The 18,328-nt window shown below is 54.1% G+C and carries 5 protein-coding genes; 3 read left to right on the top strand and 2 right to left on the bottom strand.

Annotation, left to right across the window (positions count from 1 at the left end):
* Positions 1-324 precede the first annotated feature (324 nt).
* Positions 325-12,516: a DUF7948 domain-containing protein gene (locus tag EFB08_RS14110; RefSeq protein ID WP_165864905.1), complete on the top strand. Its 12,192-nt coding sequence runs from the start codon at positions 325-327 to the stop codon at positions 12,514-12,516.
* Between the two features lie 138 nt (positions 12,517-12,654).
* On the opposite strand, the gene EFB08_RS14105 is transcribed toward EFB08_RS14110, so the two are convergent.
* Positions 12,655-13,941, bottom strand: a complete 1,287-nt coding sequence (locus tag EFB08_RS14105; RefSeq protein WP_123127589.1) for a UDP-N-acetylmuramoyl-tripeptide--D-alanyl-D-alanine ligase — start codon at positions 13,939-13,941, stop codon at positions 12,655-12,657.
* Positions 13,942-13,977: 36 nt separating this feature from the next.
* Here EFB08_RS14105 and EFB08_RS14100 point away from each other — a divergent pair, with 36 nt between their 5' ends.
* Positions 13,978-16,206, top strand: a complete 2,229-nt coding sequence (locus EFB08_RS14100) for a T9SS type A sorting domain-containing protein (RefSeq protein WP_123127588.1) — start codon at positions 13,978-13,980, stop codon at positions 16,204-16,206.
* 285 nt (positions 16,207-16,491) lie between these two features.
* Here the strand turns inward: EFB08_RS14100 and EFB08_RS14095 are convergent, their stop codons facing one another.
* A complete protein-coding gene (locus EFB08_RS14095; RefSeq protein ID WP_123127587.1) occupies positions 16,492-17,268 on the bottom strand; it encodes an amidohydrolase in 777 nt (258 codons plus the stop codon).
* Between the two features lie 132 nt (positions 17,269-17,400).
* On the opposite strand from EFB08_RS14095, the gene EFB08_RS14090 reads away from it, so the two are divergent.
* Entirely contained in the window at positions 17,401-17,940 is a 540-nt protein-coding gene (locus tag EFB08_RS14090) for a 5' nucleotidase, NT5C type (protein ID WP_227006339.1), read from the top strand.
* Positions 17,941-18,328 lie beyond the last annotated feature (388 nt).

Below are 18,328 nucleotides of genomic sequence, written 5' to 3'. Positions count from 1 at the left end.
AACCCAAACGATGCTGTAAATCCTGTAAAGGGTAATTATATTAAATAATTCTAATTTTTGGTTTTGCTTATGGGGGAAAGAAGGTTTTGGCTTGTCTACTTATTCCAGTGAGGCCAATTATTCCTAAAATCCTTGACTATGTTATCTGGCTAGAAGATTAAGTCAACATCTCTTTTAATCCACAATAGTTTTCTTTTCGGTGAGTTGCCTACAGGCTTCCATTTTATGGAAGTACAGAACTTTTGTGCCTTTTGGATCAACTCGCTTCACCAAGATTTCAATCGAATTGCCTTTCCCTTCATATCCGTCCGTCATTCGTTGTCAATGAAAAACTACTCTACCAATCTGATTCTCGCGGTGCTTTACATCCTGTTTTCAGGAGTACAGGCGCACGCTGCTTCGTCCAAACCTTCCAAACCCGTTCATTTCATCCGGAACCAGGGGCAAGTCCAATCTGAGAAAGGGAAAACAGTTCCGCAGGTAGAATACACGGCATCGGTACCGGGCGCTACCCTTTACTTTACCCCAAACCAGGTGGTGTATACTTTCCACCAGAAAGGAACCACCGGTAAAGACAACAAGGCAATATCAGAGCCCGCGAAGGAGCAGCAGGTAACGATGCGGTTGGTCAATGGAAATCCCCAGCCTGAAATCTTGAGCGATCAAAAAGCAGCTGAATTCTACAATTACTATTTACCGCATTGTCCGAAAGGCATTACGGGGGTGCCGGCTTATCAGAAACTGGTGTACCAAGAGGTGTATCCTAACATCGACTTAATATTTCACGCCAACCCAGAAGGCGTGAAATATGATTTTGTGGTGCACCCCGGCGGTAACCCTTCTGACATTCAGATGCAGTACGAGGGAGCTACCTCCATCAACATTGACCCTAAAGGCCAGTTGGAGATCCTGCACCCGCTGGGGAGCATCCAGGAGGAAGCCCCGTACACCTATCAGAAGGAAAAAGGAAAAGTCAATTCCGCTGAGACGAAGGTAACCTCAGCCTTTACTCTCAAGGGCAAGAATACCCTCGGGTTTACTGTGGGACCGTATGATACGGTCAAAGACCTGGTCATCGATCCGTTCGCTACTTATTACGGAGGATCCATGTTTGAGCAAGCCACAGATGTGGCGACTGACGGTTCTGGCAACATCTACTTCATTGGCAACACGTACAGCGAAGATTTCCCTACCAAGACTTCCAACGGAGGCTATAACCAGACGCAGCACGGCGGAAGCTATGATGCGTTTGTGGTGAAGTTTGACAAAAATGGGGTGCAGCAGTGGGCTACGTTTTTTGGGGGCGGAAGCAATGAGGAGTCAAACGGCCTGGCCGTAGATGCCAGCGGAAACGTAGTGGTGACAGGTTCCACATCCAGTACCAACCTGCCCAGAATGGCGGGCGGAGGATATGAGCAAGCGGCCTTGAGCGGATTTGAGGATGCGTTTATCCTGAAACTGAATGCCAACGGAGCCCGCTTATGGAGCACCTATTACGGCGGAAGTTCCAGCGAAGACGGGAAGGATGTAGCCATAGATGGCGCTGGGAACATCATTGTTGTGGGGAGCACCAGCAGTACTAATTTCCCGTTACAGGTAGCCGCCGGCAGCTTTAACCAAGCCACGCGCGGGGGAGCTGATGATGCTTTTATTCTGAAATTTAACCAAAATGGGGTACGCCAGTGGGCCACGTACTACGGCGGCGTGAACCGTGAAATCCCCATGGGGGTGGCCACGGATCAGAATGGCAGTATCTGGATCACGGGGGAAGCAGATTTCGGGATGCCAGTACAGAGCCTGGGTGGGGCTTATAACCAACCCAGCGTGGCCTCGTCCGGGGAGTCAGACGCGTTCATTCTTAAGTTTTCAGGGGGCGGCGTGCGCCAATGGGCCACTTATTACGGGGGCACCGGGGAAGATTACGGGAAACGTATTGCGGTAGATGCGGCCAATAACGTGTTGGTGACCGGTACCACCCAGGGCATGTCTTTCCCGCTTCAATCCTTAACGGGAGCTTACAACCAAAGCCAGGCGGGCGGGGAAGAAGATGCCTTCATCCTAAAATTCACTAACAATGGCGCTCGTACCTGGGCTACTTACTACGGCGGTCCGCAGGAGGACTACGGCAATAGCATCGTGGCAGACCGAAACAACAACATTTATGTGGTGGGGTCTTCTGAAGGCACCGGCTTGCCCACCCAAACCATAGCGGGCGGACTCAACAAACTGCAAGGCTCCTCCGAGGACTACACAGACGGGTTTCTGCTGAAATTTAACAGTTCCGGTTCGCGGCAGTGGGCTACGTATTACGGTTCCACCGAGGAAGAACATTTAAACGGCGTCGCTACCGATGCCGATGGGAACGTGGTGGCCGTAGGTTCTTCCAGCAGTGCTGATATTCCGGTGGTCACCAACCAGGGAGGCTATAGCCAGGGAAATGTCAGCTTTGGCTCGGAGAAGGTCATCATCGTGCAACTCACCGGAAATTCAAAACTCTCCACCGGGCAGACAACCCAAACCATAGAATTCGCTCCCATAGAAGACCGGGACGGAGATGGCCAGGGAACCTTAACCCTTAATGCGAAGGCCAGTTCAGGGTTGCCGGTTACCTATACCGTGACCGGTCCGGCCCAAATTCTGAGTGGTAATGTGTTATGGACAGATGGCTTTGGAAAGGTAACGGTGACCGCCTCGCAAAGCGGGAACAGCGTGTACGCACCGGCGCCTTCAGTGGAAAGAAGTTTCTGTGCCAAGATTGTGGTCCCAGATTTCCTGGACGAAGAGGATAATAGCAACTGCGTGGGTACCCGCAAATACTCTGTCTATGAAGTAGAGGGTGCTACCTACCAGTGGTCTGTTTCTGCAGGGGGCACCATCGTTTCTTCTGTGGGGTCAGAAGTCTCCGTGAACTGGGCTTCCACCGGTAAACATACCCTCACCGTAAAAATTACCAGCAACTGTGAGCCTGCCGGAAAAACCACTTCCTTTGAGGTAGACGTGGTGACGTCTCCCAAGCCGGGTGCCGTGACCAATCTAGTGCCTGCGCAGAATGCCGCAGGCCTGTCTTTGCCGCTTACCTTTTCCTGGGGAGCCTCGGCCAATGCTACTTCGTATGATCTATTCATCTGGGCAGCCAACTCTCCGGTGCCGCCTTCCCGCGCCTGGGAAGATGACATCACCAGTACCACCTTCACCGTTACCGCTGGCTTGGTGAATGGGGTAACCTATAAATGGAAAGTGGTGGCCAGGTCAGAATGCCAATCAACAGAGAGTGCGGAGCAAACATTCGCGTTGGGTTGTACCACGCCGGGACAACCAGTAGCTATCACCGGAAAAACCACGGTCTGCATCAGTACAGAAGCGGAGTTCTATTCGGTGGCCTCGGTACCGGGGGTGACGTATGCCTGGGCTTTGTCGGGTGGTGGAACCATGACTCCGGTGGGCAATCTGGCCATGATCACCTGGGCCACACCTGGCACCTACACCTTAACGGTGACGCCTTCGCTGGCTTGCGGTACCACCGGCCCGGCCCGCTCGGTGCAGATCACCGTTACTCAGATGCAGGCTCCGGGGCAGGTAAGCAACATGCAACCCGCGAACGGCATTGGAGATCTTTCGCTTCCGCTGAATCTTTCCTGGGCAGCGGCCGCCAACGCCACTTCCTATGATGTGTATGTCTGGCGTGACGGAACCTCCCGGCCTTTCTCTCCATCGGGTGAAAACCTGGCAACCTTGTCGCATACGCTCACCAGTGGTCTAAGCAACGGCATCACCTATAAGTGGCAGGTAGTGGCTAAGAACGCCTGCCATTCCACCGATGGACCGGTGCAGACGTTCATCATCAATTGCGTGACCCCGGCGCAGCCCAGCATTATCGCCGGTAAAACCACGGTGTGTCTAGAACAGCAGCAGTACTCGGTTAACGGGGTGAACGGCGTGAACTATACCTGGGCGGCTTCGGCAGAGGCGGGTATCATTTCAGGAAGTGGCAATTCGGTGCAGGTGACCTGGATCAAAGCCGGTACACACACCTTAACGGTCACACCTAAAGTGGGCTGTGGATTAGCCGGTCCAGCCCGGACGTTGCAGGTAACCGTGCAGAACATGTCTACGCCGGGGATGGTGAGCAACATGAAGCCAGACAATGGCACCCTCAACGCCCTGATTCCTTTGGATTTGAGCTGGAGTGCGGCCCAGCATGCCACCGCTTATGATCTTTACATCTGGCCAAACGATGGTTCTTCCCGGCCTTCCATGCCTTTTGAAGATAACCTGACTACCTTGACGCATCGGGTAACCAGCGGACTGCAACTGGGAGTAGAGTACAAATGGCAGGTGGTTTCCAAGAACTCCTGCAATGTGAAAGATGGCCCGGTGCAGACGTTCAAAGCATCCTGTTTGCCTCCGCCTCAACCTGGGGCGATCACTGGGCTCACCAGTGTATGCCCTGGTACCTGGAAGTATCAGGTGAAGAACTCCAATGCCGCTTCGCATACCTGGCAGATTTCCGGAGGTGGTACCAAAACCGATACAGGCATTGAACTGACGGTGAACTGGACCACGCTGGGTACCCATACCATTACGGTGACTCCCGTTTCAGCCTGCGGAGCTGCGGGACCTTCTCAGACCTTGACCGTGGTAGTAGGCAATCCGGTGAATCCGGCGGTGGTGAGTAACATGAAACCCGCCAACGGAGCCCAAAATGTGCTTACTTCCACCACCTTTTCCTGGAATGGGGCTGAAAACGCCACCTCGTATGACTTATATGTCTGGCCCGAATCGGCGGCGGCCCGTCCGCAGTTGCCCACGGCCTCCAACATTGAAGGGCCGGCGTACACCTTGCGGGGCGATCTGGTTTCTGATGCGGGGTACAAGTGGCAGGTAGTGGCCAAGAACAATTGCCGCCAGACAGATGGGCCGGTACAGACGTTCCGTACCTATCCGTTGCCAGACCTCACCATCATCAGCAAATCTATCCAGGCTACTGCCACCAGCGGCACCACCATCCCGATCACCTGGGAAGTGAAAAACACCGGGAAAACCGGTACGGGCAACACCCAATGGGTAGATCGGGTGTACTTGTCCAGAGACCTTGACCTGCGCCGCGACGAAGACCAGCTGCTGGGCTCTTTCCCGCAGGTGACGTATCTGCAACCAAACCAGTCCTACAAACAAGAGCAGGAGGTAACACTGCCTTCCACTCCGGGCACCTACTACCTGTTCGTGATCACCGACAATGAACACGCCAACTGCGCCGGAACCCTGGACGGTGACAAATGCTCCCAAGGAAGGCTGACCGGAAAGGAGAATCTGCACGAAGGCAACGAACAGAACAACTTCGTGTACCAACTGCTCAACATCCAGGCCGGCCCAACCGCTGACCTCAAGCTCCTGTCAGTAGGCACCCCAACCGATGTGTTTAACGGCAGCACCATTAACGTGACGTATTCTGTGCTGAATGACGGCCAAGCTAGTGCTTTGGGTAAGAAAACCTACGCCAGCGGTACAATGCCCCAAACCCAGGTAGTGCTGGGCGGTCGCGGTGCCAGACCAGGAGCAGCAGCCAGCTGTTATGACCATTACTGGATGGACGGCATCTATCTGTCTTCTGATAACCAGTTCAACCCTGACACCGATGTGTACCTGGGCGCTTCCTTCGTAAGCCTGAAAAGCACCACCCAAAAAGATGTTTGCGGCAACTTTACGGGCATTCCATTACCGGTAAAAGAAACCTATAACATGGTGACACCGGTTACCTTGCCCATCAACAAAGTGGGGAAATTCTATGTCTTTGTGGTAGTCGCAGATAAAGAGGGCGTTGACGAAGGCTCGCGTCTCAGCAACAACATCAAAGCCAGCGGGGAGATCACCATCAAACTGACCCCTCCGCCTAACCTGGAGGTGAATTCCATAACCGTACCTGGCACTGCTAAGTCGGGAACCGAAGCTTCTTTCTCCTGGACCGTAAAAAACATTGGGGCTTCCGCGCCGCGGGCCACCGAAAACGTATGGCACGACCATCTGTACCTCTCCAAGGAAGCCACCTTCAACAAAGAAACCAGCATCAGCCTGGGCAAATTCTACCAGAACGTAGAACCCGGCTTTGTGGGAGCAAAAGGCACCTACACCGAGACCAAGAGCATCCGGATACCCGAAGGCATTGCCGGCAGTTACTATGCCTACTTGGTGACCGATGAAGATGACAAGGTTTTTGAGCACACTTTCACGAATGATAACCTAAAACGCAGCACCAATTCTTTTAACATCACTGCCGGTAGCTATCCTGAGTTGGAGGTGCTGAACGTGGAGATGCCCACTGAGGTGTTTGCCGGAAGAGAGTTCAAAATCAAATACCAGGTCAAAAACAACGGCACCGGAAAACCGGGGGCTGAGTACCATGACGAGGTGTATTATTCTACCACCGCCACCTGGGATCCAACAAGGGAGATAGGAATCCAGCGGTTCTCCGGACAGCCAGAGCCTTCTCAAACCCAGACCAGGGAGTTAACATTGCGTGCGCCCAACTTGGTGGGAGATGCCTACTTCTTTGTGCAGACCGATTCCCGCAACCGTATTTTTGAAAATAACGAGACCAACAACCTCAAAGGATTCGGGACGAAGGTGGCCATCAAGTTGGCTCCTCTGGAACCAGATTTAGAGCCCACTTCTTTCACTTCTCCTCAGCTAGCGCAGGCCGGTACCTCCATAAAACTGGAGTGGAGGGTGCACAATGAAGGCAACGGCAGTCCGGTGGTTTCTACCTGGTCAGACGCGGTCTACCTTTCCAAAGACCGTGAACTGGATGCGGGCGATAAGGTACTTTTCTCTAAGTTTTTCAGAAACGGCGGATTATTGCCCACGGTTTCTTATGATGCCACCTTCAACGCGGAGATTCCCCGCGGGCTTTCCGGTACCTATTACTTGATCCTCCTCACCGACCCCGACAAACTGATTGTCAACGAGGTGAACCGCAAAAACAACCTGCGGGTGAACGAGATCACCTTGTCGGCTACGCCGGCGTCAGACCTGGTGGTGTCTAAGATTGAAGCTCCCGCAGAGGCATATGCCGGGCAATACCTGAAGGTGAAATTCACCGTGACCAACCAGGGGCAAGGAACAGCTACCAGCAAAATACCAGACCGAGCCTACTGGCACGATGCCATCTGGTTAGGGTTAGATCCGGCCTTGGCTTCTGCCTCCACCAGCCAGAGCCTGGGCAGCAAGATGCGGGATGTAACCCTGGCCAAGGGCGCCAGTTACACCGATAGTGTGGAAGTGCATCTGCCCACCTACCTGAACGGCGACTACTATCTCTTTGTGCGCACAGACAACCAGGACATGGTGTTTGAGCACGACAAAGAAGACAATAACCTGTCAGTGGCCGCTTCATTGAAAGTCACCGCCGCCCCGCCGGCCGATCTGATTGTGGAGAAAGTGAACCTAACCCCAAGCGTGTACCTGGGGGAGAACCTGCAGACGGCCTACACGGTGAAAAACGCCGGCACGGTAGCTGCGGTGGGCAACCTGCGTAACAGCGCCTTCCTCTCCACGGATGCTACCTTGAACGCGGCCACAGATCTGCTGCTCAATTACAATGAAACCCGCATCAGCCTGGAACCGGGGCAGACCGTCTCCGGAACGTTGATGGCTCCGGTACCCGGCATGACGCCGGCCAATTACCAGGGAATTCTGCTCACCAACCCCAACAACGCGGTGCATGAAAACAACCTGAACAACAACCAAAAGGTAGGGGATGCCCCGGTGAATGTGAAGATCAAGTCGCTCTTCCTGAATACCCCTGAGCTTGCTGCTCTCAAACCCAATAACCAGTTGTTCTACCAGGTGGCCGTCACCGCCGATCAGGATTTATTGGTGACCCTGAACAGTGACCAGACCTACGGGCTTAATGAAGTTTACGTGGCGTACAACCGCATTCCAACGGCCGCAAACTTTGATTACAAGTACACCGACATCAACCGACCGAACCAAAAGGTACTCATCCCCCAGACCAAGGCCGGAAACTATTATGTGCTGGTAAAAGCGACTTCGGGCTTCGGGGGAACGCAGAACGTGACCTTATTGGCAAAAGCACTGCCCTTCTCCATCATGAGCATCACGCCTAACCGCATGGGCCAAGGAGTAGTCAGCGGTACGCTGCTAGGTGCCGGATTCCGGCCGGGAATCACAGTTATCCTAAAAGGAAGCACCGGGAATACCGCGGCAACGGCCCAGGTAGTAAAAATGGTGAACAGCATGGAACTGCACTTGCGCTGGAATATGGCCAACACGTCCAAAGGTATTTACGATGTAGTGGCTACCAACCCCAACAACCAGCAACAGGTTTTGGCAAAAGGAGTAACCGTGGAAGCGGCCAGTAAATACGCCGTAGACTACATCCCGCAAGCTCCTAACGTGCTACGCCGGGGCAAAGGCGGGTTGTATACCTTCTCGTTCCGGAATACCTCTAACGTGGACATCCCGGTGCTGCACGGAAATTTCACGGTGCTGGGCGATGCCGAGGTAACTGTGGAGAAAGTAGAAGGTCATTTCCTGACTGGTTCAGACTGGCCAATTGCACCGGGTGTACCTAACACCGACTACACGGTGGTGGGCGGAGCTAAAGAGATTCCGTTTATCAAGCGCAATGTGGCGCCCGGTGAGCAGATGACCATCGCCATCAACGTGGGGCTGAAAGATTTCAAACTGAACCGCTTTCCGATGACCGTGAAGTTGCTGGCCTATCCGCAGGACTACTTCATGGAAAACCTGGTGCAGCAGATTGAGATCACCAGACGCGCTATCCTAGTCAACCCGCAGTTGATGAAAGCCGATCAGGTAGACGGATTGGTCTCTTTGGCCGGAAACCAGCGGAAGTACGCCGAGGCAGCCATGGCCCCTTTGTTCACCAACGGCTTACTGACCACCGCTGACACCACAGGCCTTGATTTTACGTGCCCTGCCTGCGGCGAAATCCCAACTAATCCGCAGCAGCCGCAATCAGAAGACCAGAACCCAGAAATCATCGCGTTTGACTATGATCCGGGAGCTAGCCCAGGCTCAGTGCTGGTGCCTACGGCTACGTTCGCCCCGGGGCAGGATTATCTGTGGGAAATAAACAAGTACAACGGAAATGCGGGAGCTGACCCAGGCTGGGATTTGGTGAAAATCACGGGCCGTTTAAACATTACCGCTACGCCGCAGAACCCGTTCGTGATCAGGGTTTCTTCTCTGGACTATGACAATTACCCAAGCTATCTGGCGGGTTGGCACCCAGCCGTGGACAAATGCTGGCCTATTGCGGTGGCCGAAGGCGGCATCACCGGATTTGCGGAAAACAAGTTTGCTATTGATACATCGCGTTTCGTGGCGCACAACTATACCTACAAAGGCAAATTCTCTTTGAAAGTAACCGGCAATACGCTTTACCTGTGTTTTACCGCATATGTGCCTAAACCAGGCGAGCAAGGTGTACCTGGCGCACCCGGCGGATACGGGGAGCCCGGAAGCCCCGGCGGACAAGGCGGAGCGGGCACGGGTACCATCAGCCCGGGTCATGGCGGACCTGGCGGGGCCGGTGGGCCTGGCGGTGGCGCCGGCGGTGCAGGCGGAAAAGGTGGCCCGGCAGGCCCAACTGGTCCGGGTGGGCCAGGCGGTCCCGGAGGCCCGGGTGGACCGGGTGGCGGCTCTGGTGGTGAAGGCGGCGAAGGCGGACCGGGTCCGCAAGGTCCCGGCCCGGAAGGGCCAACGGGTCCTACTGGGCCGGTAGGTCCTGAGCAGCCTGGTCCCCCTCCAGGCACCCCTCCAGGAACGCCTCCGCACAAAAGGCCTACCAGCAGACCGAAGGGTCCGGGTTCTTACCGGTTCAGCAAATCTTATATTCCTGATTGGCCCCAACAGCCCCAGACTCCTGACGAGAATGAACCGCCTACTGACCCTAAGAAGTGTGATGAGACCTTGTTCTCCGCCGATGACTGTAAAAAAGGCTTGGACTTCCTGAACCAAATGACCAAAGTACGCACCGGGGCCAGTGATCCGTATTCGGCGGTGATCGGTTCTGTGTCTACCGCTACTTCAGACTGCTATGCCAGTGCCGCAATCGGGTTGGTAGGAGACGGGGTGAATGCCGCCATTGGCATCGTGAAAGGGGGCCCAACACCGCTGGCCGTGACTAGTGCGGTCTTCAATGCGGGCAAATTCGGGTTGGCTATCTATAGCTGTAACATCACCGATCCGGTGCAAAAAGAGAAAGTGCAGTTTATTATTGACCTGATTAGCTGCGTGAACTCCACCTCGGCCATTGAGTTGGCGATCAACCTGGCAACCTGTGCCGGCAAGTACTTCTGTACCGATATCGTGGCGTCTTGTGACCCGAACGAGATCATCGGGCCAGTAGGCTTCGGACCGAACCGTATGGTGGCCTCCACCGTGCCGATGGGCTACAAGGTGACGTATGAAAATGACTCTACCAGAGCCTCGGCCCCGGCGCAGCGGGTACGGGTGACCGTTCCGCTGGACAAAGAGTTGGATCCGCTGAGCTTCCGGTTAGGGTCCTTCGGATTCGGGTCATTCAACTTCAACGTTCCAGCCGATATGGCCAGTTACCAGACAACCTTACAGTTAGCTGATACGGTAGGCTACAACGTGGAAGTACTGGCTGGGGTAGATGTGGTAGAGAACGAGGCCTTCTGGGTATTGCAGACCATTGACCCGGCCACGGGCTTACCCCCCGCCGATCCATTGAAAGGTTTCCTGCCTAAAAACAACAGCAGCGGCGCCGGCGAAGGCTACGTAACTTATACCGTGCTGGCGAAGAACACGGCCGTCACCGGTGACACCATCCACGCCAGAGGTTCTATCGTTTTCGATACAAATGACCCGATTATCACAAACCGGGCTCAAAACATCCTGGATGCGAAAGCACCACAATCGAAAGTGAATGCATTGCCAGCCTTGATTGAAGCGACTACGCCGGTTGCTATCACCATTCAGGACGAGGCGAAGGGAAGCGGGGTGCAGTCATATGACCTGTTCGTGTCTGAAAATGGCGGACCATTCACGGTGCTGGCATCTAAAGTGAGTCCGGGGGCAGCCTACACGTTCAAGGGAGAGCCGGGCAGAATCTATTGCTTCTTCTCCATCGGGCGCGACAATGTAGGAAACCTGGAGGCGATGAAGCTGACCGGAGAAGCCTGTCTGCTGGTAAAAGGCACCGATAACACCAAAAAAGTAGCGGTGTTGCAGCCCAACGGCGGAGAACAGTATTGCCCGGGTAGCCCAGTTAAAATTGCCTGGGGAAGCCAGGGCGTGCAGAACGTGAATGTCTTTTACTCAGCCAACGGGGGCCAAACGTTCCAGAGCATCGCCACCGGCCAAACGGCTACCGGTACGCTCAATTGGACGGTTCCGGCCACGCTGACGGCCTCTGATAACGTCGTGATCAAGGTGGAAGACGCCACTACCACCAGCGTAAAAGACGTGAGCGACAAAGCCTTCACCATAGGCATCACCACTCCGGTGAATGCGGGGGCTGACCAGACCATCTGCCAAAACCAGGCTTCGTTTGCCCTGAGCGGCTTCAGCCCCGAAGGCGGTACTTGGACCGGAACCGGCGTGGGAGCGAACGGAACCTTCAGCCCGGCCACGGCGGGAGTAGGCACTCACACCCTCACTTACACCGTGCAAGTGAACGGCTGTACCACCAGCGTCACGAAGAAAGTGACAGTGACAGCAGCGGCCGCGGTGACCTTGGCTTCTCTGAATCCGGTTGCCGAAAGCGCGGCACCCTTTGCCTTGACTGGAGGATCACCGGCGGGCGGAACGTACACCGGCATGGGCGTAGTGAACGGAACCTTCAATCCGGCGTTGGTGGGAACCGGTACCTTCACCATCACTTACACGGTGAACGGAGATTGCGGTGCTACGGCCTCCAGAGTGATTGCGGTGAACCCAGTCATACAGGCGCCCACTACCTTGGCAGCCGTGGCGAAATCAGGCTCGCAGATCGCGTTGACATGGGTGGATAACACGCTCTCAGAGACCGGCGTGATCTTAGAACGGGCAGCCTCGGCCAACGGACCTTTCTCGGTGGTAGCCACGTTGCCGGCCAATACCATTGCCCACACAGACAATGGCCTGGCCTCCAAAACCACCTACTACTACCGCGTGAAAGCCATCAATGCAAACAGTGCGCAGTCAGAGTACAGTGCCGTGGCCAGTGCCACCACCAAGAACGACATCACCGATTCGCCGTACGGCCTAAACAACACTTACGTGAAGCTGTACCCGAACCCAACCCGTGACAAAGCGCAGGTGGAGTATCTGTCAGAGAAAGGATCACAGAAGATTACCGTCATTCTGTACAATGCCCTGGGCATGCCTATCCTGGAAAGGGAAGTAAAAGTGCAGGGCGGGCTGTTCAAGACCGAGTTAGATCTGAGCAACTTGGCCAACGGCGCCTACTTCATGCGCCTCATTGACAAAGACCAGATCTTCTACAACAAGGTCATTAAACAGTAAGCGACCTTGCGCACAAACAGAAAGGGAGCCCATGCAAATGGTCTCCCTTTCTGTTTTCTGGGTTAGTAAATGGCGTTCGTTTCTGAAGGAAGTCTCGTTTCAAGCCTGTTTTCAGCAAAACAAGCCAAAAGCAGCTGCTTACAGCAATTCCACTACCGTTTCCAGACCGATGCCGCGTGAGCCTTTGATGAGCACATGGCTGTTTCTAACGGGATGATCGGTGAGCCATTGCACCAGGGCGCTTTTCTCGGCAAAGTAGCGGAAATCGGGGTTCACCTCGGCGGCGTAACGCATTTCCTTTCCGCAGAGAAACACCTGCGCGAAGTTCTGTTGGCTCAATTGCTCGCCCAAAGTGCGGTGCTCCGGTTCGCTTTCCTGGCCCAATTCCAGCATATCGCCCAAAATCACCACCTTGGGTGCACCGGCCATTTGCCCGAAGTTGGAAACCGACAAGGCCATGGAACTAGGGTTGGCGTTATAGGCATCCAGCAGAATGGTGTTGGTGTCTTTTTGTACAATCTGGGAGCGGTTGTTGGTGGGCACGTAGCCGGCAATGGCGGCATTGATCTGCTCGTGCGACACCCCGAAAAACTGTCCGATGCAGGCAGCCGCCATCATGTTCTCAAAGTTGTAAGAACCCATCAAATGCGTGTGCACTTCCTCCCCGTTGGCGGCGCGGTAAATGACCTGCGGGGCGGCTTGCAGAAGCTCAGCAGAATAATCGTCTTGTGGTTGATAATAAGTGACTTTGCGCGTGATTCTGCGTACCATGCGCATGAGGTGTTCGTTAGAAGTATTCACGAAGACGGTGCCCTCGGCTTTGTCCAGGTGCAGGTACAGTTCGCTCTTGGTGCGGGCCACGCCCTCCAGGCTCCCGAAACCCTCTAAGTGCGCTTTCCCGATGTTGGTGATGAGGCCATGGGTAGGCAAAGCGTAGGAACAAAGTTCGGCGATGTCGCCGGGATGGTTGGCGCCCATCTCAATGATGGCCAGTTCGTGTTCGGGCTGAATGCTGAGCAACGTGAGCGGCACGCCGATGTGGTTGTTGAGGTTTCCTTTGGTGCAGAGCACGTTGAATTTCTGGCTGAGCACCGCATTGATGAGTTCTTTGGTAGTGGTTTTACCGTTGCTGCCCGTAATCCCGATGAAGGGAATACTCAGTTGCAGCCGGTGGTGCAACGCCAAACTCTGGAGCGCCTTGAGCGAGTCTTCTACCTGAATGATGTTGGGTCCGGTGATGGTAGGGTCCTGCACCACGGCATAGCGGGCGCCTTTTTCCAGAGCCATTTGGGCAAACTGGCTTCCTTTGAAATTGGGGCCATCCAACGCAAAAAAAAGAGTGTTATCTTGTTCTGCCCGGGAATCGGTGCTTACCTTCCGGCATTCCAGGTATTTCTGATACAGGTGCTCCACTAGCTCCGCCATAGAAAAGAGTTGTTTTTACGTCTAGGATACGAATAAATGAACAGAGCATTAAAGGTACTAGCCTTTTTCTTAAGTTGGATGGTAGGAGGCGCGCAAACTGTCGGGGCGCAGAACCCCGTCCGGATGCAGGAAGTCTCCGGACCTGTTGTGCAGAACTCCCTGGGCCAGCCTTTGCGCCTGCCCTGGGCCGGCGGATTCAACAGTCCCCAGTTCTCGGCCATCGACCTGAACCAGGACGGTCAGCAGGATTTGTTTGTCTTCGACCGAAGCTCGCAGCGCGTCACCACCTTTCTAGCCGTTCAAACCAATGGCACCTGGGGGTACCAGCACGCTCCGCAGTATGAAAACGCCTTCCCGAAGGATCTTCGGTTCTTCGCGCTGCTTCGGGATTTCAACTGCGACGGTGCTCCTGATCTGTTCACCGCTTCCAACCTGGGAATGGCGGTCTACACCAACACCTCCTCGGCCAGCGGTGGCCTTCAGTTCAACCTCACCCATCCGGCCATCTATTTCAATACCGGTGCCAATTTGCTGTTAGGCTCAGAAGACATGCCCGCCCTGGTTGACATGGACAACGACGGCGACTTGGATATTCTCACTTGGGAATGGTCTGGAGGTACCACCTTGGAGTACTATCGGAACGAGCGGGTAGAGCAGGGCCTGGTCTGCAACACGCTTACTTTTACCCGTGCCTCCACTTATTGGGGACAGGTGACGCGCTGCGTAGGTACCTGCAACAACTATCGGTTTAATGAAAACTGCCCGTCTACGAGCCACATTGGCGGTTCCAGCGTGTTGCCCCTGGATCTGGATGCCAACGGTGTGCTGGATTTGCTTGTGGGCCACGATGATTGCCCAGATCTGGTTAGTTTATACAACACCGGCACCAACGCCCAGCCCAAAATCACCAGTGCGCAGTACAACCTTCCGCCCAACATCACCGGGCAGCAATTCAGTGTTTTCCCCGCGGCCTATTACCTGGACGTTACCTTTGACAACGTGCCCGATCTGGTGGTAGCGCCCAATATGACCTCTAACTCGCACCAGAACGTCAACCTGAAAAACTCAGTGTGGGTGTACGCTAATACCGGTACCGCTGCAAAGCCTGCCTTCCCCAGCCAAAAACACCCTTTCCTACAAGACCAGATGCTGGAGGTAGGCGAAGGAGCCGCCCCTGCAATTGCGAATCTTACCGGAAATGAAGCCTTAGATGTATTAGTCGGTAACACCGCGGTTTTGGAGAATGGCCGTTATACGGCTTCCCTGACTTTGTTCCAAAACAAAGGCACTGCGGCTGATGCTCTGTTTGAGGCCGTGGATTCCGATTACCTGGGCTTTGCCGCTTTGAATCTCATTTCCCTGAAACCCCAGCTTCTGGACATCAACGCCGACGGAAAAATTGACCTCGCCTGGAGTGCTTACCGGCAATCTACCAACACCATGGAGTTTAGGTACATCCTGAACGAGGCAACCGCAGGGCAAACCCCGCAGTTCGTCTTAGCCAATGCCGTGACCATACCAGGAATCTTGCTATTCAGGGGAGATACTCCCTACCTGTATGACGTAGACACCGATGGGAAATTAGATGTGCTCATTGGCCGTTCCTCTGGCGGACTCACCTATTACCGAAACACCGGCACCAGTACCAGCCCCACCTGGGTTTTGGTTTCAGACAGCTTTGGTGGCCTGGCTGCCGATGTGGAGCGTAGAAGACTACAAGTCACCATAGCCGATGTAAACCAAGACAGCCAACCCGATTTACTGGCTACCGATGATAGCGGAAAACTACGCGTATTCCCTGCCTTTCAGGCTCATCTTTCCGGCACCTTCCCGGTAGAGGAAAACGTGCTCTGGCAACCCAACTTCCAGCAATACGGAGAAGCCAACTTCGGATCAGGCATGTCTCTGGCTATTGCCAATCTGGATGCAAACTCCCTTCCCGAAATCTTGATTGGAACCCTGACAGGTGGGCTTCGGTTCGTGAAAGTTATCTCTGAGCCACTAGGCACAGAGAACCCAGTTGCGGAACTCTCCTTTGGCAAGGTTTTCCCAAATCCAGCCGATAAACTGGTACAGCTTATCACTGAAAAGACCGCTACTTACCAATTACACAACGTAGCAGGCGCGTTGATCAAGAGCGGAAAAACGGTGGCGGGCAAACCGCAGGAAATCTCCACCGCTGCCTTGCCCGCTGGCCTCTACCTCCTGCGCCTCCAAGCTGCCGATGGCCGGGTAGTGACGCACAAATTGGTGGTGAGGCACTAAAGAAACAGGGAGCCGTTTTAAAGCTGATTTCTAGAAATCAGCTTTAAAACGGCTCCCTGTTTCTTTGATGATTCTGTCGTCTTCGCGGTTTTCTCTTCAAGGCTCAAGTCTGTGACTTGGACCTATTATGATCTGAAGTTTGCAAATCAGTGAGGCGTGAGCCTCAGAATTCATGATGATGATGGTATCCCGAACAGCATTTAGGTGATGTCCTTGCAGTTCGCCCACAAGATCCTTTCAGGATGACAAAATGGGGAGCATTCTCCCATTCTCTCAATAATTTACTCACACCTCAATTGTGAACGCATCGGCGTCAATGTCCCAAGGCAGTTTACGGCGGGTTTCTTCCAGGTGCTCACGGGAGAGGGTGATGGTGGATACGGCTTCTTCGTGTTCATGGTGTACCAGTTCCTCGCCCAACAGGTTGTAGGCCGCGGAGTCGCCGGAGTAGGCGTGACCTTTGGCATCGGTGCCTACGCGGTTCACGCCGATGCAGTAGGCAAGGTTCTCAATGGCGCGGGCTCTCAGAAGCGTTTGCCAGGCCAGACGCCGGCGATCGGGCCAACTGGCGATGTAGATGAGCACATCGTAGGAGATAGGCGTGTTGCGGGACCAAACCGGGAACCGAAGGTCATAGCACACGAGCGGGCAAATCTTCCAGCCGTTCAGCTCCACCACCAGTTTCTGCGTGCCAGGCGTGTAGGCCTCGCACTCACCGGCCATCCGGAAAAGGTGACGTTTGTCATAGTGTGCGTAAGTACCATCGGGGCGCATCCAGATCACGCGGTTGTAGTAGTGGCCGTTCTCCTGCATGATCAAGCTGCCCATTACCACCGCGTTGCGTTCCTGGGCCATCTGCCGCATCCAGGCCACAGACTCGCCGTCCATTTCCTCGGCCAGCGCTGGGGCATCCATGCTGAAACCAGTGGTGAACATCTCGGGCAGGATGATCAGATCGGTCTCGGGTAATTGACGGATTTTCTCCTGGAATCTGGCTCGGTTGGCGGCGGCATCGTGCCAGACAAGATCTAACTGAAGAAGGGATACGCGCAGGTCAGACATGGGGAGTAATTAAGAATTAGGAATCTGGAATTAGGAATTGGAGGGATAAACCCTGATTTTGATCCATCGGGAAAACCTATCCGCTCCATACCCGATAAAAGTACTCACTTCTGTTTACATCAAAAATCCCTTATGGAGATTCAAAAGAAAAAGATTGCCATTGACATGGACGAGGTCATGGCCGACCCCATTGAGAAATTCATCAGATTATACAACCAGGACTGCGCCTTGGAACTTACGCTGGAGGCCCTGCACGGGAAAGATGTGCACGAGGTGGTGCCGCCCGAGCATTCCCACAAAACCTGGGAGTACATTAACGCCGAAGGCTTCTTCCGGGACCTCAACGTGATCCCAGACAGCCAGGAGGTGATCAAAGCCTTGTGCGAAAAATACGAGGTCTTCATTGTGAGCGCGGGTATGGAGTTCCGGAACTCGCTCATCGATAAGTTTGATTGGCTACAGGACCATTTTCCCTTCATCAGCTGGCGCAACTACGTGCTCTGCGGCGATAAAAGCATCATTGGAGCGGATATCATGATTGACGACCGGCCCAGGAATTTGGTTACTTTTTCCGGTGAACGGAAATTGCTGTTTACTTCGCCGCACAACGTGAACATTCATGAGTTTGAGCGCGTGAGTACCTGGAAGGAAGTAGCGGAGAAGTTGTTGTAGTTTATTTTAAGGCTGTTTTTTGGAAAAGAGGCTAGAATCAGATTTTACCTCTTCTTTTTGAACGCATTCCTTCCCCCTTTGAAGGAGGTAGGGGATGACTTCTTCTGCTGATTCTTTTCTCCTAGTTTAATATTTACCATGGTTCAAGTCTGTGACTTGGACCTACCTTGATCTGAAGTTTGCAACTTCGGTTAGGCGACAGCCTCAAAACCACTTTATGGGTCTTTACTTTCTATTTACATACCTACTAACTCCTGAGCTGCAGTCACAATCGCCCCGCCCGCCGTTGTTGGTGTTATCACCGACAACCTAAACGGCCTTTCCAATTAGCTATGAGCCTTTACCTTCTATTTCCTTCTTACCAAGCCTCAGGGCTGCAGCCGCGGTC

It is taken from the genome of Rufibacter latericius (assembly GCF_003721515.1).
Classification (GTDB): domain Bacteria; phylum Bacteroidota; class Bacteroidia; order Cytophagales; family Hymenobacteraceae; genus Nibribacter; species Nibribacter latericius.
The sequence above is the reverse complement of the archived record's forward strand: the minus strand, read 5'-3'. Positions and strand labels throughout refer to the sequence as shown.